This is a genomic window from Pelagibacterium lacus (genome assembly GCF_003345525.1).
GTDB classification, from domain to species: domain Bacteria; phylum Pseudomonadota; class Alphaproteobacteria; order Rhizobiales; family Devosiaceae; genus Pelagibacterium; species Pelagibacterium lacus.
Map to the genome: position 1 here is coordinate 29,836 of NZ_QQNH01000008.1, position 17,051 is coordinate 46,886.

Below are 17,051 nucleotides of genomic sequence, written 5' to 3' on the forward strand. Positions count from 1 at the left end.
GCGCTCAATTGAACCACAAGGCGTAATTCCAGATCGAGCGGCCGAACACCGCATTGGCCGCCGCAAAGGATTCCGCGCTGGCGACCTCCCCCGGCCTGAGGAAAGGCAGGGCATCCAGCCCCGTGAACAGCAGCACGAGGTCGGTGCGCTCGGCCTCGGCGAACCATGCGTCGAGGTCGAAGCCCAGCTCGGAATAGCGCCAATGGGGCAACAGCAAATCGCCCTCGAGGATGCGCTGGGACACATCCAGCGTCTCCAGCCAGGCCTCCACGGTCTCCTTGCCCACATCCAGCGTCTGGAACGGCGAGGTCTGGTACGGCGCGGGAATGAATTCGAGATGGTCGTCGGTTTCGGTAAGGATCGCCGCCCAGCTCTGGCGCGACAGCTCCAGCATGGCGAGGGCGCGGCCACGCGCACCTTCGAGCCTGTCGCGGTCGATCACCGGCCAGCTGATCGTATGCACCATGGCGATGGCATCGGCCAGCAGCGCGTCGGAATCGCGCTCCATGAAGATCGTGCCGGTGCTCTCCCTTCTCTCCATGGGCAGCCCCGCCCCGGGGAAGATCCGGTGCAGCCCGGCATCGAAAAACGTCTCGAAATCATGGGCGAGGAGGAAATCGACCGTCGCCGCCAGCACCTGGGTGTATCCGGCCAGCCAGAAGGCATCGCCCCGGTCGAACGCGAACATATGCACCGGCATGTCGAGGTCCGGCGCGAGGCCGCTCCCCATATCGAGCCGCTCTCCCATCTGCGCCGCGAGGGCAAGGAACGCCCCGATCGATTCATGCTCCCCCGCCGCTCCGTCGCCATCGATATCGGCGCGGATCTGCATGACATCGATCTCGACCGCGAATTCACCTTGGGAAGCCGCCATCAGCAGGGGCCGTGCGGCGTCGAGCCCGACGACGAACGCTTCGAGATAGCCGCGCAAAAGGTCGTAGGTCAGTTCTTCCGGCGCCGGCCCGCCGGCCTCGGCCCGCGGCATGCCGAAAAACGGCCCCACGGCGATCCCGCGCTCGGGATTGAACCCGTGCCGGTAGAGTGCCTGCGCCGTCTCCTCGATCGCTTCGAAGACGGCGAACACCCCCAGCCCGAACGCCGCTTCCGCATCCTCCGCCGCCCGCGCCTCCATCGCGGCGCGCCCCTCGGCCAGTTCGCCCGCGTAAAGATGCGACCGCAGCAGGTCGGCGGTCGCCTCCTGCGCCTGTGCCGGGGCCATCAGCGCCAGCACCGCCGCCAAAACCGTCACTCTCCGCATCACCCCGCCTCCACGCGTTCGAACCACTCATCCTCGGAAATCACCTCGACCCCGAGGCTTTCGGCCTGCTTGAGCTTACTGCCGGCCCCCGGCCCCGCCACCACCAGATCGGTCTTGGCCGACACCGAGCCCGAAACCTTGGCCCCGTGCCGCTCCGCCATGGCCTTGGCCTCGGTCCGGCTCATCCGCTCGAGGCTGCCGGTGAACACCACCGTCTTGCCCGCCACCACGCTATCGGCGGAAACCGTCACCACATAGGGTTTCGGCGTCACCTCGGCGAGCAGCGCATCGATGGCCTTTTCATTGCGCTCATTGGCGAAAAACGCCGTCACCGATTGCACTACCGTGTCCCCAATGCCGTCAATGCCGATCAGCGTGGCATGGGCCTCCTCCTCGCCCTTGCCGGCCCGGAACGCCACGTCCCGGAACGCTTCGAACGTCCCGAACGCCTTGGCGAACAGGGCCGCCGTCGTCTCCCCCACATGCCTTATGCCGAGCGCGAAGATGAAACGATCCAGCTCGGGCGCGCGCCGCGCGTCGATCGCCGCGAACAGTTTCCTGGCCGAGGTCTCGCCCCAGCCCTCCTGGTCCTTGAGCTTTTTGAGGCTCCGCGCGTCGCGCGCCGCGAGGGTGAAGATATCGGCCGGCTCCATCACCCGCCCATCGGCGTGAAAGGCGGTGATCTGCTTGTCGCCCAGCCCGTCGATGTCGAGCGCGTTGCGCGAGACGAAATGCTTGAGGTTTTCCACCGCCTGGGCCGGGCAGATCAATTCCCCCGTGCAGCGCCGCCGCGCGTCGAGCTTGCCGGTCTTGGGGTTGACCTCCCGCACCGCTTCCGACCCACATTCCGGGCAGATAAGGGGGAAAACGAATGGCACGGCATCGGCGGGGCGCTTGTCGGCCACCACCGCCACGATCTGCGGAATGACGTCGCCCGCCCGCTGCACGATCACCGTGTCGCCCTCGCGGATGTCATAGCCGTCGCGGATCGGCGCTCCGGTCGAATCCCGTCCCGCGATGTAATCCTCATTGTGCAGCGTCGCGTTCTCGACCACCACCCCGCCCACCGTCACCGGCTGCAGCCGCGCCACCGGGGTCAGCGTGCCGGTGCGCCCCACCTGGATATCGATCCGGTTGAGAATGGTCGTCGCCTGTTCGGCGGGGAATTTATGCGCGATCGCCCAGCGCGGCGCGCGCGAGACGAATCCCCAGCGCTGCTGCAGGTCGAGCCGGTCGACCTTGTAGACCACCCCGTCGATGTCGTAGCCCAGCGTCGCCCGCTGCGCCTCGATAGCGCGATAATGATCCAGAAGCGTCTCGATGCTGGTCGTGCGGATCATCAACGGGTTAACGACGAACCCCCAATCCCCCAGCCGCTGCACCGCCGCATATTGCGTCGGCGCGATCGGCGCGCTCACCTCGCCCCAGCCATAGGCGAAGAATTTGAGCTTGCGCTTCGCGGTGATCGAGGGGTCCTTCTGGCGCAGCGACCCGGCCGCCGTATTGCGCGGATTGACGTAATCCTGGCCGCCCTCCGCCGCCGAGCGCGCCTTGAGCGCCGCGAAATCGGCATGGGTCATATAGACCTCGCCCCGCACCTCCAGCACCTCCGGCCAGCCGGTGCCGCCAAGCGTATGGGGAATGTCGGCGATGGTCCTGAGGTTTTCGGTGATGTCCTCCCCTTCCGTCCCGTCTCCCCGGGTCGCGCCGCGTACCAGCAGGCCATGCTCGTATCGCAGCGAGGCCGAAAGCCCGTCGATCTTGGGCTCGGCGGTAAAGGCCAGTTCGAGTCCCTGATCCCGCTCGAAAAACTTCCGCCCGCGCTTGACGAATTCGGCCACGTCCTCCTCGTCGAACGCATTGCCCAGCGACAGCATGGGCACCGCGTGCCGCACCTTGGCAAAGCCGTCCGCGGGCGCCGCCCCCACCCGCTCCGACAGCGAGTCCGCCCGCCGCAATTCGGGAAATGCCGTCTCGATCGCCCCATAGCGCCGCCGCGCCGCGTCGTATTCGGCGTCCGTTATCTCGGGCGCGTCCTCCTGGTAATAGGCGCGGTCGGCCCGCTCGATCAGCCCGTGCAGCCGGTCGAGCTCGGCTTTCGCATCCTCCAGCGACAGATCCTCGACCGCCCGATCACTGCTCATTCAAACACCCACTTCGCTCATCAGCCGCCGCGCCGCCGCCCGCGCCTCGTCGGTGATCACCGCTCCGGCCAGCATGCGCGCCACTTCCTCGCCCCGCGCCCCGGCATCGAGCGGGCGCACATGGGTGCGCATGAACGCCCCCTCCTCGATGGCCTGCTTTTCGATCAAAAGATGCGTCGCCGCCCGCGCCGCCACCTGCGGCGCATGGGTCACGGTCAGGACCTGCACCGACTGCGCCAGCCGCGCCAGCCGCTTGCCGATCGCATCGGCCACCGCGCCGCCCACCCCGGTATCGATCTCGTCGAAGATCAGCACCGGCACCGAGCCCTTGTCGGCCAGAACCACCTTGAGCGCCAGGAGGAAGCGCGACAACTCGCCCCCCGAGGCCACCTTCATCATCGGCCCCGGGGCTGTCCCCGGATTGGTCTGCACGTGAAAGCCGATCTGGTCGAACCCCTGCGCCGAAACCCGCGTCTCGTCCACCTGCCGGTCGACGATGAATTTGGCCGCCCCCAGCTTAAGGTCGGGCAATTCCGCCTCCACCGCCGTGCTCAGCGCCGCCGCCGCCGTCCCCCGTGCCCCCGAGAGCGCCTTTGCCGCGGCGCGATAGGCCGCATTCGCCTCCGCAAGCGCCGCTTCGAGCGTCGCCAGGGTTTCCGCGCCGGTCTCCAGCGCCTCGATATCGGCGGCGTATCGCTCCAGAACCTCGTGCAGCGCGTCGCATTCGACCTGATGCTTGCGCGCCGCCGCCCGCAGGGCGAACAGCCGCTCCTCGACCTGTTCGAGCTCGCGCGGATCGAAGGCCATTTCGCGCCGGATCGCCTCCAGGGCCTCGCTCGCCGCGTCGAGCGCCACCAGCGCCTCGTCCACCGCCTCGGCCATCGGCGCGAACAATTGCGCCTCGGCGTCCGATTTGCGCGTCAGCCGCCGCAGCAGCATGGCGAGCGTCGGTCCCGGCGCGTTGGTGCCGTTGAGGATTTCATCGGCGTCGTTGACCTCCCCCGCCGCCTTTTCCAGCCCCATCAGCCATTGCCGCCGCTCGGCCAGGGCCTCCTCCTCGCCCGCTTCGGGCTTTAGGGCCGAAAGCTCTTCCACCACATGCCGGGCATAGTCCTCCTCGCGCGCCGCCGCCTCGACCCGCGCCCGCTGTACATCCACCGCCTTCTGGGCCGCCACCAGCTTGCCATGCGCGCCCGAGACCGCCGCCAGCTCGCGCTCATAGCCGCCGAACACGTCGAGTAGCGCCCGATGGGTCGCCGCATCGACCAGGGCCCGGTCGTCGTGCTGGCCATGCACTTCGACGAGCAATCCCCCCACGGCCTTCAGCAGCCCGGCCGAAACCGGCTGGTCGTTGATGAAGGCCCGCGTGCGGCCATCGGCGTGCTGCACCCGGCGCAGGATGATCTCCGCGTCGTCGGCGATCTCGTTTTCGCGCAGCAGCACTCGGGCCGGGTGCTGTTCGGGGAGGGCCAGCACCGCGACCACCTGCCCGCTATCGGTGCCCTCGCGCACCAGCGCCGCATCCCCCCGCCCTCCCAGCGCCAGGGTCAGCGCGTCGAGCAGGATCGATTTGCCGGCCCCGGTCTCGCCGGTCAGCACCGTGAGCCCGTTCTCGAAGCCGAGGTCGAGTTGGTCGATCAGAACGATATTGCGGACCGATAGCGTATTGAGCATCGCTCCATCGTCTCCCATCCACTTGGCGGTAGCGGCCCCTGTCTATCCCGCCCCACCCCCGTGCTGCAAATGATTGCGCGCCGTCCCCGACGGACTCACAGATTTGCACAAGAACAATACAAGAACATTCTGTCACCGGCAAGCCGATGTGAAAATGCCCCGGCGAGCGGGGCATCTTGCAGGGAGGTCACCGCCGGATGTCAGGTCGACATCCAGTTTCCGGTCATCATCTGCGGCGCCAATCCCTGGTTTTGCAGCAGGGTGAAGCCGCGCTGATACCAGTCGGAATTGGGATAATTTGTGCCGAGCACCGCCCCGGCCGTCTGGGCCTCGCCCACCAGCCCCAGCGCCAGATAGCCCTCGATGAGGCGATAGAGCGCTTCTTCCACATGCGTCGAGGTCTGATGATCCTCCACCACGGTGCGGAAGCGGTTGATGGCGGCGGTGTAGTTGCGGTTGCCCAGATAGTACCGGCCGACGCTCATTTCCTTGCCGGCCACCTGGTCGCGGGCCACCAGCACCATCTGCCGCGATTCGGCGACATAGCGGCTGTTGGGGAAGCGCGATTCCAGGAGGGCGAAAGTGTCGATCGCTTCGGCGGCCAGTTCCTGGTCGCGGGTGATGTCGGCGATCTGGCGGTAATAGGAGCTGCCCTTGAGGAACAGCACGTAGTCCGCTTCCGCGCCATTGGGGTAGAGCGCCAGATAGCGGTCGGCCGCCCGCACCGCGTCGGGGAAGCGTCCCTGGCGGAAATTGGCGAAGGTCAGCATCACCTTGCCGCGCTCGTTGACCTCTGAGAACGGGTGCTGCTTTTCCAGCTTCTCGAGATCCTCGATCGCCGCGTTGAAGCGATTATTGTCCATATTGGCGACAGCGCTCGCATAAAGCTGTTCAGCCGGCACCAAAGGCTCCACATTGTCGCGCGCAAACATGCCCAGCGGCGAACATGCGGCGAGTGTCCCCGCAATCAGCAAGGCGCCGGCGAACCGCGCGAGACCCGGCAGCATCTGTATCTTGGTTTTGATACCCACGAACTGACTCCGTCCTCATTGTCCGGTTCACAGGGATTGACCCTGCCCCGGCACCCCCCGCTAACGGGCAATGTGTTCAAAACTGTGACAGCGGTTATCGCTCAATCACCCGATAGAACGCAAGTAGGGCGCGACGGCGAGGCTTTCGGGCAGGTCCATCAGCGCTTCCATTTCCAGGGGCAGCGCGTCGGCCTCGACCACTTCATAGTTCTGGTCCGATGCGAAAAGCGACTTGAGCACCAAGGCGTTAAGCCCGTGCCCGCCCTTGTAGGACCGGAAGCGGCCATAGATCGGCAGCCCCGCCAGGGCCAGATCGCCCACCGCATCGAGCAGCTTGTGGCGCACGAATTCGTCCTCGAACCGCAGGCCGTCCGGATTGACGATCCGCTCGGATTCGATGGCGATGGAATTTTCCAGACTCGAGCCCAGCGCATAGCCCGCCTGCCGCAGCACCTTGGCCTGCTCGACGAATCCGAAGGTGCGGGCCGGTGCCACGTCGTCGGCGAACCGGCGCGGCGACCAGTCGAGGATCATGCGCTGGCGGCCGATCACCTTGGAATTGAAATCGATCTCCACGTCGAAGGCCCGCCCGTTATAGGGCTCGAGCATGGCGAAGGCATCATTGTCGCGCACGGTGACCGAGCGCAGGATGCGCAGGAATTTCTTGCGCGCCGGCTGGATCGATATGCCCGCCTCGAGCACGGCCCGCACGAAGGGCGCCGCGCTGCCGTCCAGGATGGGGCATTCCTCGCCCGAGACGACGATCTCCGCATTATCGATCCCCAGCCCGTTGAGCGCCGAGAGCACGTGCTCCACGGTGGCGACGCTCACCGATTGCCCAAGATCGATCACGGTGCACAGCGATGTGCGGGTGACCCGGTCATGGCTGATCTTGAGTCGGCCCGCCACCGTTCCGTCGTCGGCGAGGCGCGTGAGCACATAGCCGGAATCGGCTGCGGCGGGATTGATGGCAAGGCGCGACGGGTTCCCGTTATGCACGCCGATGCCGGCGAATTCCACGGGTCGCGTCAGCGTGCTTTGGCGCACGGCGAAATTATTCATCGTTACTCCTGGCCCGGTTCGGGCTTGGACAGATGGCACTACATAATGAACAACGGCCCGGTACGGAACCCGTACCGAGCCGTTAGATGACTCTGGATTAAAATTTAGTGTTAACCGTGGCGTTTGAGAAACGCCGGGATCTCCAGTTGATCTTTTTGCGCCGGGCGCGGCGCAGCCCGGCCATGAGCGTCGAGCTGCCCGCTAGCCCCTTCCGCCGCGGGGCGGGGAGCAGCGGCCCGGGCCGGCGCGGCCGCCTCGATGGCGCTGCGGGCGGCAGCGTCGTCGAATTCGGGCTGGATACGCTCGCGCTGCATCTCGGGCTCAGCATCCTGGCCCAGATTGAGCCCTACATTGGAAGCGAGGCGCCGGAACAGGGCCCGCGCATTGCGCGGCTCTTCGACCTTTTGCGGCTGCATCTGCTGACGGACGACGCCGGGCAACTCGTCCTGGCGCGGCATGCGCCGCTGCAGTTGCGGCCGTTCGGCCGAGGTCGGCACATAGGGCTTGGGCATCGCCGTTTCCGGCGCGCGCTGGGTCTCCTCTACCGGCTGACGCACCGGAGCGGAGGGAACATAGGGCTCGATAGTCACGCCATCGTCCTGCATGACCGGCTTTGCGGCCGCGGCGGACGCATGGTGCCCGTCATGAATCGCCTGGGCCACGGCGGCCTCGAACTGGTCATCGTCCATATCGGCGACAACTGCCGCCGCAGCGGCCTGCGGGGCCGGCTGGGGAGCGGACGTGCGCGGAGCGGGAGCCGACTGCTGGGCAACCGCGGCATGGGCCTGAGCCTGCCCCTCGGGACGGCGTGCCTGCAGAGGCTGGCGCGACGCATTGGGCTTCACAGGATCGAGTGCCTGCACCATCATCGCATCGGTGCCCGTCGCTACGACCGACACCCGGACCTTGCCCTGGAGCGAATCGTCGAAGGTGGCGCCCAGGATGATATTGGCGTCCGAATCCACTTCCTCGCGAATGCGCGAAGCCGCCTCGTCCACCTCATAGAGCGTCATGTCCTTGCCGCCGGTGATCGAGATCAGGAGACCCCGAGCGCCCTGCATGGAGACATCGTCGAGCAGCGGATTGGCGATCGCCGCCTCGGCGGCGTGGCGCGCACGCTCCTCGCCCTCGGCCTCGCCGGTTCCCATCATCGCCTTGCCCATGCCGCGCATCACGGCGCGCACGTCGGCGAAGTCGAGGTTGATGAGGCCTTCCTTGACCATCAAATCGGTGATGCAGGCAACGCCCGAGAACAGCACCTCGTCGGCCATCGCGAAAGCGTCGGCGAAGGTGGTCTTCTCATTGGCCACCCGGAACAGGTTCTGGTTGGGGATGACGATCAGCGTATCGACGTGACGATGCAATTCATCGATGCCCTCGTCGGCCAGCTTCATCCGGCGATTGCCTTCGAACTGGAACGGCTTGGTGACAACGCCGACCGTCAATATGCCCTGCTCGCGCGCCGCGCGCGCCACGACCGGCGCCGCGCCGGTGCCGGTGCCGCCGCCCATGCCGCCGGTGATGAACACCATGTGCGAGCCCGACAGGTGATCGTTGAGCTCGTCGAAACTTTCCTCGGCCGCCGCGCGTCCCACTTCGGGGTGCGAGCCGGCGCCCAGCCCTTCGGTGACCCCGACGCCAAGCTGGATGACCCGCTGGGCGCGCGAAAGGGCAAGGGCCTGCGCGTCGGTATTGGCCACGACGAACTCGACGCCTTCCAGGCCCGAATTAATCATGTTGTTGACCGCGTTCCCGCCGGCGCCCCCAACGCCAAAGACGGTGATTCTCGGCTTAAGTTCTTGGATTCCCGGAATCTGAAGATTGATTGTCATCTCTGGCCCCATAGTGGCTGTGTGACCAAGATGTAGCGCTCAATTCGTTAACCGGACCCTAACAAAGCTACCGAATCCGTTAACCAATCCGCAAAATGCGAGACTTGACAGCCGCAAAGTCACCACTGGTTAAGCATGGTGAATCGGCCGGCCCGGGAATAAAATGGAAACAGACTGTCGGTTCCGCTCCGCGCGATTCGTCCTATGGCATCGCCACCCGGCACTGAAAGGACAGGACAATGTCTTCCATCACTCCGAGCCTCTGGTTCAACGACAATCTCGAAGAGGCCATGGAATTCTACGCCTCGGTGTTTCCCGATACGAAGATCCACGGCACCACCCGCTTCGTCGAAGGCGGCATGGGCGAAGTGGGCAAGGTCATGACGGGCGATTTCGAACTGCTTGGCCAGCGCTTCAACGCCATCAATGGCGGCCCGCATTTCAAGTTCTCGGAGGCCACATCCTTCATCATCGATTGTAAGGACCAGGCCGACGTCGACTATTATTGGGAAAAGCTGCCGGCCGGCGGCGGCTCCGAAAGTCAGTGCGGCTGGGTCAAGGACAAGTTCGGCATCTCCTGGCAGATCGTGCCGCGGGCGCTCTATCGCACAGTCACCGGCCCGGACAAGGCCGGCTCCGAACGCGCCACCAAGGCCATGCTCGGCATGAAGAAGCTGATCGTCGCCGATCTGGAAAAGGCCTATCGCGGCGAATAGGGCCGTTGCCCTATTCGATCACCGCGCAGGCCAGCCGGTCGCCCGCATCGCCGGATGGCTGGCTCGTGTAATCGTCGGGCCCGGCATGGATCATCAAGGCCCGCCCCATGATGCCGGCGTCGCCCTCGTCGAGCGTGACGGCGCCGTTGAACACCTGTGCTTCGAGCACACCATCGGCATTGACGAATTGATTGGGCATGTCCCCCGCATGCGGCCCGGTCTCGGTGAGATAGCCGTGTTCGACATCGGTGGGATTGAAATGCGCGCCCGCCGATTCGTGATCGGTTTCCGGGTCGCAGCTTCCCGTCTCATGCACATGGAAGGCGACCCAGCTATCGGGCGGCAGGGCTTCGAGGGAAATTTCGATCAACACGCCGGTCGGCGTCCCGGTCAGCGTCGCCGTGCCGATCTGTTCGCCGTCGGCGCCGATGAAATTGCCCTGCCCGGTGGCGCCCTGCTGCGCCATGGCCGGCGCGGCCAGCAGCATCGCCCCGGCTGCGGCGGTAATAAGATATTTCATGGCGGAACTCCTCTGGCTGTCAGCTTGGACAACCGACGCCGCCCGAGGTCGTTCCGTCCCTTAACCTGGGGCTCAAACAAACCCCGATTTCAGCCAGCTTCCAACACGCGCCAGATAGCCGTCCGAGCCGGTGAGTTTTCGCGCCGGCCGGGGCTGGACATATTCCGAGCCGCAAACTTGCGGGTAGACCAGCATTCCCGCCACGGTGGCGAAGGCCGGGCCCTTGGCCTTGTCGGGCAACCCCGACACCCCGAGCGGGCGGCCATTGCGCACATTGCGCGCCAGCATGCGCCGCGCAAGTTCCGGCACCCCGGTGAGGTCCGAGGCTCCGCCGGTGAGGACGAAGCGGCGGCCGGAGATATCCATCATGCCCGTCGCCTGCATGCGGTCGCGGATCGCTTCGAGGATTTCCTCGACCCGCGGCCGGATCACCCGGGTCAGCATTTCCCGCGAGATCGAATTGGGCGAATCATGGTTCGCCGCCCCGATCGGCATCACGGTGATCACGTCGCTCTCGTCCCGCTGCCCTGCAAAGCACGAGCCGTAAAGCGTCTTCAGTCGTTCGGCGTCGGCGACGCTCACCGACAATTGCCGCGCGATGTCGAGGGTGATGTGGTGCCCCCCGATGGCCAGCGCGTCGGCGTAGACCAGATGCCCCTCGCTGAACACCGACACCGTTGTCGTCGCCCCGCCCATATCGATGCACGCGACCCCCAGATCGGCTTCGTCGTCGACCAGCGTCGCCAACCCCGAGGCATAGGGCGTCGCCATCAGCGCCTCGACCTCCAGATGGCAGCGGTTGAGCGCCAGTTCGATATTGCGCATCGCGAGGGTTTCCGCGCTCACCACCGCCACGTCCACCCCGAGCTGCTCGCCGACCATGCCGCGCGGATCGCGCACCCCCTTCTGCCCGTCCAGCGAATAACCGATGGGCAGGGCGTGGATGATCGAGCGCTCGTCGCGTACCGAGCGGTCGTTGACCGCGATCAGCACACGGGAAATATCGGCCGGCTCCACCTCATGGCCGTCCAGCGACACCGTCGCCGAAAAGGTCTCCGAGCCCAGCCGCCCAGCGGTCACGTTGACCACCACCGATTGCACGGTGATCCCCGCCGCCCGTTCGGCCATCCCGACCACCGAGCGGATCGCCTGCTCGGCCTTGTCGAGATCGGTCACAACCCCGCTCTTGACCCCTGCCGAGGGACCATACCCGAAGCCGATGATCTCGGCGGTATGGGTGCGCCCGCGCAGCGCCCGACCTTCGGGCCGCGGCACCAGCCGCGCGATCACGCAGCAGATCTTGGTCGAGCCGATATCGAGCACGGTCACCAGCGACGAGCGCCCGGGCTGCACCGGCTTGAGCCGCGATGTCATGGCCGAAGTCATCATTGCCCGTCATCCTCGCGTAGGGTCGGCCTCACGGCCACATATTGCGCCACCCGCATATCGATCAGGTCGAGGTCGCGTTCGAGAAGCTGGTGCCGGAGCTGGTAGTCGTTGAGCCGGCTCAGCGCATCGGTCACCCCGGTTTCGGGCAGCAGCACGCGCAAGCCGGAATAAAAGATCAGGTCCCACCGCCGGTCGGCCACGCGGTTGAGCGCCGCGAGGTCGAAGGTAAGGTCGGGATAGCGGTTCATGAGATTGATCATCGGCAGGGCGTCGTCGCCGGCCCCTTCCCCGATCACCAGCATCAATTCGCCATTGCCCACTCCGGCCGGGGCGATCGGGTGCCCGGCCGCATCGATCAGCATGGTCGCCCCGTCGACCCGCCAGCGCGCCATGGGCGTCTTTTCGGTGATCGAGACCACCAGCCGGTCGGGATAGACCTTGCGGATCGTCGCCTGCGCCACAGAGGGAATCTCCTCGATGCGCAGCCGCGCGCCCTCGACATCATAGCCAAGGCTCGTATCGCCCGCCGCGATCCCCAGGGCGCGCGCCACATCGGTCTCCCGCGTCAGCGCCAGGCCCTCGATCTCGATGCGGTCGATGGCGAAGCCCGCCTCCGAGATCCGCCCCTGCGCCACCTCGCCGACGATCATCGCCAGTTCGGACAAGTCCTCGCGAAAGCCATAGGCCCCAGCCAGCGCGACGACGAGCGCCAAAAGCGCCACGAGGCGCACCGCCAGGCGGCGATGCAGCACCCACAGATTGCCTAGGGTCACCATCATCCCGCCCCGGCGCCGGACCGGCACCGGCAAGCCCGACCGCAACGGGGTCATGGCACGGTCGCGCGGCAGGGTGACGATATGGGAAATGGGGCGCGGAGCCGGTCTCTGGATGCGCGGCGCGGGCGGAGGAGCCATCCCGGCAGGCGCGGCCTCGCAAGCCTCTAGCCGCCTTACCTGTTGCAACTTGCGTCCTCCACCATCCAGCTCACCAGCTCTTCGAACGAATGGCCGGCATGGGCCGCCAGTTCAGGCACCAGCGAGGTCTTGGTCATCCCCGGCTGGGTATTGATTTCGAGGCACACCAGCTCGCCCTCGTCGCCACCGCGCGGGTCGTAGCGGAAGTCCGTCCGTGTCACCCCGCGGCAGCCTAGGGCCGCATGTGCCGCCAAGGACAATTTTTGAACTTTTTCGTAAATTTTGGGTGAAACCTGCGCCGGCAGCTCGTGCCGCGACCCGCCGGACTGGTATTTGGCTTCGTAATTGTAGAAGGCCAAGTCGGTGACGATCTCGATGACGCCCAGCGCCACGTCCCCCATCACCGCGCAGGTCAGTTCGCGCCCGGGAATGAACCGCTCGACCATCAGGTCCTCGTCCCCGCTCCAGTCGGTTCTCAGGATTTCCTGCGGCGGGTGCTCCTGGCCCTCCTTGACGATGAACACATTGACGCTCGAACCGTCATTATAGGGTTTGACCACATAGGGTGGCGCCATCACGTGCTGGCGCGCGATGTCGTCCCGCGCCGCGATGACATGGTCGGTCACCGGCACCCCGGCCGCCTTGAACATCACCTTGGCCTGGTGCTTGTCCATGGCCAGCGCCGAGGCCAATACGCCCGAATGGGTGTAGGGAATGGCGAGGATTTCCAGCAGCCCCTGCATGGTCCCGTCCTCCCCGAATCGGCCATGCAGGGCATTAAACACCACATCCGGGTCGAGCCGGGTCAGCACCGCCGCGATGTCGCGCCCGGCATCGACCTCGGTCACCCGATACCCGGCATTGCGCAGGGCCTCCGCGCATTGTGCGCCCGAATTGAGCGAAACTTCCCGCTCATGCGACCATCCGCCCTTGAGCACCGCTACATGTTTGGCCATTTGTTCGCCCACCCTTGTGTTCTGGTCGCCGTCCGTAAGCGCCTAATGCGTGCCGGGAAAAACGTCCCCGTCGAGAAATTCCCGCACCTCGCGCCCCGCCTCGAAATGCCCCATGCGGCGGATTTCCCATTGCAGCGCGATGCCATGGGTGTTCCGCACCTTGGCCCGCACCGTCTCCCCAAGGGTTTCGATGTCATGGGCACTCGCCGCATCGAGATTGATCAGGAAATTGGTGTGCAGCTCGGAGACCTGCGCATCCCCGATCCGCAGCCCGCGGCATCCCGCCTCGTCCACAAGTTTCCAGGCCGAATGCCCCTCGGGATTCTTGAAGGTCGATCCGCCCGTGCGCGTATTGGTCGGCTGGGTCGCCTCGCGCTGCTCGGTGATCTCGCGCATCTTGCCCAGGATCGCCTCGCTGTCGCCGGGCACGCCCTCGAACACCGCCGAGGTGAACACCACGCCCCGGGGCCCGTTCGACTTGCGGTATCGATACCCCATCTCGGTATTGCTGAGCTCGATCGTCTCGCCCCGCCGTGTCACCCCGCGCAGCGTCACCACACGTTCCCGCGTCTCGGTGCCATAGCACCCGGCATTCATGTAGAGCGCGCCCCCCACGGCGCCGGGAATGCCGCGCATGAAGGACAGCCCGTCGATCCCCGCCCGCGCCGCCGCCGTGGCGATCTTGACGTCCGGAAGCCCGGCCCCGGCCCGCACCCTGTTGCCGTCCAGAACCTCGACCCCGCCGAACGTCTTGGCCGGCAAGCGGATGACCACCCCATCGATTCCCCCGTCGCGGATCAGAAGATTGGAGCCCAGCCCAATCACCGTGACCCGGACCTCATCCGGCAGGTTCTTGAGGAAATAGGCGAGATCGGCCTCGTCCGCCGGCTCGAAATAGAGCTGCGCCGGCCCGCCCACGCGAAACCACACCAGCTTGGCGATCGGATGGTTGGCGGCGAGCTTGCCCCGCACTTCGCCGATCCACCCGGAAAATTGCGGCAGCAGATCGGGAAAACTCATGCGCTGGCCCGTGCCTTTGCGGCGATCTCAGCTTCCAGCTCGCCCGGCAGCGCCGCCGCCCACAAAGTGATGTTGCCAGCCCCCAGGCACACCACGTAATCGCCCTCGCGGGCACGCTCGGCAATAATCCCCGCCAGCTCTTCCGACCCCGAGATCGCCCGCGCATCCCGGTGGCCCCGCGCCCTTATCCGGTCGACCAGTTCCGTATGCGACACCCCGTCGATCGGTGCTTCGCCCGCAGCATAGACCGGCGCCACCAGCACCGTGTCGGCCTCGTTGAAGCAGGCCGAGAAATCGTCGAACAGATCCTTGAGCCGGCTGTAGCGATGCGGCTGCACCACGGCTATCACGTCCCGCCGCGTCGATTGCCGCGCCGCCCGCAGCACCGAGGAAATTTCCACCGGATGATGCCCGTAATCATCGATGATGGTGATGCCATCCACCACCCCGATCCGCGTGAACCGGCGCTTGACTCCGCCAAACCCCTTGAGCCCGGCCCGGATCTGGGCGTCGGTGATCCGCAATTCCTGCGCCACAGCGATGGCGGCGGTGGCGTTGAGCACGTTGTGCAGCCCCGGCATGGGCAGTTCCAGATCCTTGATCGTCCGCGCCTTGCCGCTCACCCGGTCGCGCACCACTACGGAAAACCGGCTGGTGCCGTTGTCGTTGGTGACCTCGATCAGCCGCAGATCCGCCTGCGGGTTGCGCCCATAGGTGATCATCCGCCGGTCCTCGATCTCCCCCACCAGCGCTTGCACGGTAGGATGGTCAAGGCACATCACCGCAAAGCCGTAGAAAGGCACATTGTCGATGAAGGTGCGAAACGCCCGCTTCACCCCGTCGAAGTCGTGATAATGGTCCAGATGCTCGGGATCGATATTGGTCACCACCGCCACGTCGGCGGGGAGCTTGACGAAGGTTCCGTCGCTTTCATCGGCCTCCACCACCATCCAGTCGCCCTGCCCCAATCGGGCATTGGTGCCATAGGCATTGATGATGCCGCCATTGATCACCGTGGGGTCGAACTGCCCCGCATCGAGCAGCGCCGCGACCATGGAGGTCGTCGTCGTCTTGCCATGGGTGCCCCCGATGGCGATGCAGTTCTTGAAGCGCATGATCTCGGCCAGCATCTCGGCCCGGCGCACGATCGGCAGCCCCTTGGCGCGCGCTTCCTGCAGTTCGGGATTGTCCTTCTTGATGGCCGAGGACACCACCACCACCGCCGCATCGCCAATATTTTCGGCCTTCTGCCCGATGACGACCTCGATCCCCATGGCCTGCAGGCGCTGCACATTGGCATTGGTCGAGGCGTCCGATCCGCGCACCTCGTATTTCTGGGTGTGCAGCACCTCGGCGATCCCGCTCATCCCGATCCCGCCGATCCCGATGAAGTGCACGGGACCGATATCGCGTGGCATCTTGGTGTTCATGACTGTCCTTTGGCGGTTTGCTCAACGAGATCGGCCAGCCGTTCTACGGCATCGGGCACCCCCACCGATTGCGCGGCTTCTGCCGCGCGGGCGAGGCGATCCGGAGCGAGGAGGAGATCGTTGAGCTGGGTTGCAAGAGATTGCGGTGAAAGCGTGGCCTGCTCGCACAGCCAGGCGCCCCCCCCTTTTTCCATCACCATGGCATTGGCGCGCTGGTCCTGGTCGAGCGAACCCGGCAGCGGCACGAGAATCGCCGGGCGGCCCAAGACCCCCAGTTCGGCCACCGTCGAGGCGCCGGCCCGCCCGATCACCAGATGGCTGGCGGCGATCCGCTCGGGCAGGTCGGTGAAAAATCGGGCGAGATCCACGTTGACCCGCGCCCCGCGATAGATTTCCGCCACCCGGTCGAGGTCTTCCTCGCGGCATTGCTGGGTGACGTCCAGCCGCCGGCGCAGGCTCTCGTCGAGCAGCGCGATGGCCACGGGCACGATATCGGAAAAGGCCCGAGCACCCTGGCTGCCGCCGAACACGAGAAGCGCTATCGGCGCATTGTCCGAAAGCCCCCGATAGGGTGTTCCCGCCACCGCGCGCACCCGGTCGCGCACCGGATTGCCGGTCACGACCTTGGGGAGCCCGAAGCCCTCCGCATGGATGGTCTCGGCAAAGCTCAGCGCCAGCACCGAGGCGAACCGCGCCAGCGCTCGGTTGGCCCGGCCCATCACCGCGTTCTGCTCGTGCAATATGCCCGGTATGCGCAGGAGCGAGGCGGCGAGGAAGGGCGGAAAGCACGGATAGCCCCCGAACCCCACCACCGCATCGGGCCGCACCTTGCGCAATATCCCCAGCGCCGTCCCCACACCGCCCAGAATCGTGAACCCGGCCTGGGCGAATTTGAGCGGATTGCGGATTGATGGTGTCGCCGCCGGCACGATATGGATCGCGCTGGCCGGGAAATCGGCGCCATAGGCGGCGATCCGCTCGTCGGTGACGAGGTGGATATCATGTCCGCGGCGGCGCAATTCCTGCGCCAGCGCCATGGCCGGGAACAAATGCCCCCCCGTTCCCCCGGCCATCAATGCAAATGTGCTCATGCTGTTCGTCTTCG

General features: G+C 65.9%; 14 protein-coding genes. 1 reads left to right on the forward strand and 13 read right to left on the reverse strand.

Features of this window, described 5'->3' with window-relative positions:
• Positions 1 to 4: 4 nt before the first annotated feature.
• The 6 genes from DVH29_RS07830 to ftsZ form a co-directional block, all read right to left on the reverse strand.
• Positions 5 to 1,258, reverse strand: a complete 1,254-nt coding sequence (locus tag DVH29_RS07830) for a hypothetical protein (RefSeq protein ID WP_147276035.1) — start codon at positions 1,256 to 1,258, stop codon at positions 5 to 7.
• Positions 1,258 to 3,402, reverse strand: a complete 2,145-nt coding sequence (ligA, locus tag DVH29_RS07835; protein WP_114645621.1) for an NAD-dependent DNA ligase LigA — start codon at positions 3,400 to 3,402, stop codon at positions 1,258 to 1,260. Before ligA ends, DVH29_RS07830 begins: the two co-directional genes overlap by 1 nt.
• Positions 3,403 to 5,076, reverse strand: a complete 1,674-nt coding sequence (gene recN / locus DVH29_RS07840) for a DNA repair protein RecN (RefSeq protein WP_114645622.1) — start codon at positions 5,074 to 5,076, stop codon at positions 3,403 to 3,405.
• A gap of 200 nt (positions 5,077 to 5,276) precedes the next feature.
• Positions 5,277 to 6,107: an outer membrane protein assembly factor BamD gene (locus DVH29_RS07845; protein WP_114645623.1), complete on the reverse strand. Its 831-nt coding sequence runs from the start codon at positions 6,105 to 6,107 to the stop codon at positions 5,277 to 5,279.
• A gap of 105 nt (positions 6,108 to 6,212) precedes the next feature.
• On the reverse strand, positions 6,213 to 7,169 hold the full coding sequence (gene lpxC / locus DVH29_RS07850; protein ID WP_114645624.1) for a UDP-3-O-acyl-N-acetylglucosamine deacetylase: 957 nt from the start codon (positions 7,167 to 7,169) through the stop codon (positions 6,213 to 6,215).
• A 110-nt stretch (positions 7,170 to 7,279) separates the two neighbouring features.
• A complete protein-coding gene (ftsZ, locus tag DVH29_RS07855; RefSeq protein WP_114645625.1) occupies positions 7,280 to 9,001 on the reverse strand; it encodes a cell division protein FtsZ in 1,722 nt (573 codons plus the stop codon).
• 239 nt (positions 9,002 to 9,240) lie between these two features.
• Between ftsZ and DVH29_RS07860 the strand changes: the two genes are divergently transcribed.
• A complete protein-coding gene (locus DVH29_RS07860; protein ID WP_114645626.1) occupies positions 9,241 to 9,717 on the forward strand; it encodes a VOC family protein in 477 nt (158 codons plus the stop codon).
• Between the two features lie 10 nt (positions 9,718 to 9,727).
• Here the strand turns inward: DVH29_RS07860 and DVH29_RS07865 are convergent, their stop codons facing one another.
• The 7 genes from DVH29_RS07865 to murG form a co-directional block, all read right to left on the reverse strand.
• Positions 9,728 to 10,237 (reverse strand): superoxide dismutase family protein, encoded by a 510-nt coding sequence (locus DVH29_RS07865; RefSeq protein WP_114645627.1) that lies wholly within the window; start codon positions 10,235 to 10,237, stop codon positions 9,728 to 9,730.
• Positions 10,238 to 10,309: 72 nt separating this feature from the next.
• Positions 10,310 to 11,626, reverse strand: coding sequence for a cell division protein FtsA (gene ftsA / locus DVH29_RS07870; protein ID WP_114645628.1), 1,317 nt, complete (start codon positions 11,624 to 11,626; stop codon positions 10,310 to 10,312).
• Positions 11,623 to 12,540, reverse strand: a complete 918-nt coding sequence (locus DVH29_RS07875) for a cell division protein FtsQ/DivIB (RefSeq protein ID WP_114645629.1) — start codon at positions 12,538 to 12,540, stop codon at positions 11,623 to 11,625. Before DVH29_RS07875 ends, ftsA begins: the two co-directional genes overlap by 4 nt.
• Before the next feature lie 35 nt (positions 12,541 to 12,575).
• Positions 12,576 to 13,496 carry a D-alanine--D-alanine ligase gene (locus tag DVH29_RS07880; protein WP_114645704.1) on the reverse strand — a complete coding sequence of 307 codons (921 nt, stop codon included), beginning with the start codon at positions 13,494 to 13,496 and terminating at the stop codon, positions 12,576 to 12,578.
• A gap of 42 nt (positions 13,497 to 13,538) precedes the next feature.
• Positions 13,539 to 14,516 carry a UDP-N-acetylmuramate dehydrogenase gene (gene murB, locus DVH29_RS07885; RefSeq protein ID WP_114645630.1) on the reverse strand — a complete coding sequence of 326 codons (978 nt, stop codon included), beginning with the start codon at positions 14,514 to 14,516 and terminating at the stop codon, positions 13,539 to 13,541.
• Positions 14,513 to 15,946, reverse strand: coding sequence for a UDP-N-acetylmuramate--L-alanine ligase (murC, locus tag DVH29_RS07890; RefSeq protein ID WP_114645631.1), 1,434 nt, complete (start codon positions 15,944 to 15,946; stop codon positions 14,513 to 14,515). Before murC ends, murB begins: the two co-directional genes overlap by 4 nt.
• Positions 15,943 to 17,037 carry an undecaprenyldiphospho-muramoylpentapeptide beta-N-acetylglucosaminyltransferase gene (gene murG / locus DVH29_RS07895; protein WP_114645632.1) on the reverse strand — a complete coding sequence of 365 codons (1,095 nt, stop codon included), beginning with the start codon at positions 17,035 to 17,037 and terminating at the stop codon, positions 15,943 to 15,945. Before murG ends, murC begins: the two co-directional genes overlap by 4 nt.
• Positions 17,038 to 17,051 lie beyond the last annotated feature (14 nt).

Excerpts from the sequence above, each read along its gene's own strand:
- lpxC (WP_114645624.1), bottom strand. The coding sequence starts at position 7,169 with ATGAATAATTTCGCCGTGCGCCAAAGCACGCTGACGCGACCCGTGGAA.
- DVH29_RS07865 (WP_114645627.1), bottom strand. The coding sequence starts at position 10,237 with ATGAAATATCTTATTACCGCCGCAGCCGGGGCGATGCTGCTGGCCGCG.
- DVH29_RS07860 (WP_114645626.1), top strand. The coding sequence starts at position 9,241 with ATGTCTTCCATCACTCCGAGCCTCTGGTTCAACGACAATCTCGAAGAG.
- DVH29_RS07830 (WP_147276035.1), bottom strand. The coding sequence starts at position 1,258 with ATGCGGAGAGTGACGGTTTTGGCGGCGGTGCTGGCGCTGATGGCCCCG.
- ligA (WP_114645621.1), bottom strand. The coding sequence starts at position 3,402 with ATGAGCAGTGATCGGGCGGTCGAGGATCTGTCGCTGGAGGATGCGAAA.
- ftsZ (WP_114645625.1), bottom strand. The coding sequence starts at position 9,001 with ATGACAATCAATCTTCAGATTCCGGGAATCCAAGAACTTAAGCCGAGA.
- DVH29_RS07875 (WP_114645629.1), bottom strand. The coding sequence starts at position 12,540 with ATGGCTCCTCCGCCCGCGCCGCGCATCCAGAGACCGGCTCCGCGCCCC.
- ftsA (WP_114645628.1), bottom strand. The coding sequence starts at position 11,626 with ATGATGACTTCGGCCATGACATCGCGGCTCAAGCCGGTGCAGCCCGGG.
- DVH29_RS07880 (WP_114645704.1), bottom strand. The coding sequence starts at position 13,496 with ATGGCCAAACATGTAGCGGTGCTCAAGGGCGGATGGTCGCATGAGCGG.
- murB (WP_114645630.1), bottom strand. The coding sequence starts at position 14,516 with ATGAGTTTTCCCGATCTGCTGCCGCAATTTTCCGGGTGGATCGGCGAA.
- murC (WP_114645631.1), bottom strand. The coding sequence starts at position 15,946 with ATGAACACCAAGATGCCACGCGATATCGGTCCCGTGCACTTCATCGGG.
- recN (WP_114645622.1), bottom strand. The coding sequence starts at position 5,076 with ATGCTCAATACGCTATCGGTCCGCAATATCGTTCTGATCGACCAACTC.
- murG (WP_114645632.1), bottom strand. The coding sequence starts at position 17,037 with ATGAGCACATTTGCATTGATGGCCGGGGGAACGGGGGGGCATTTGTTC.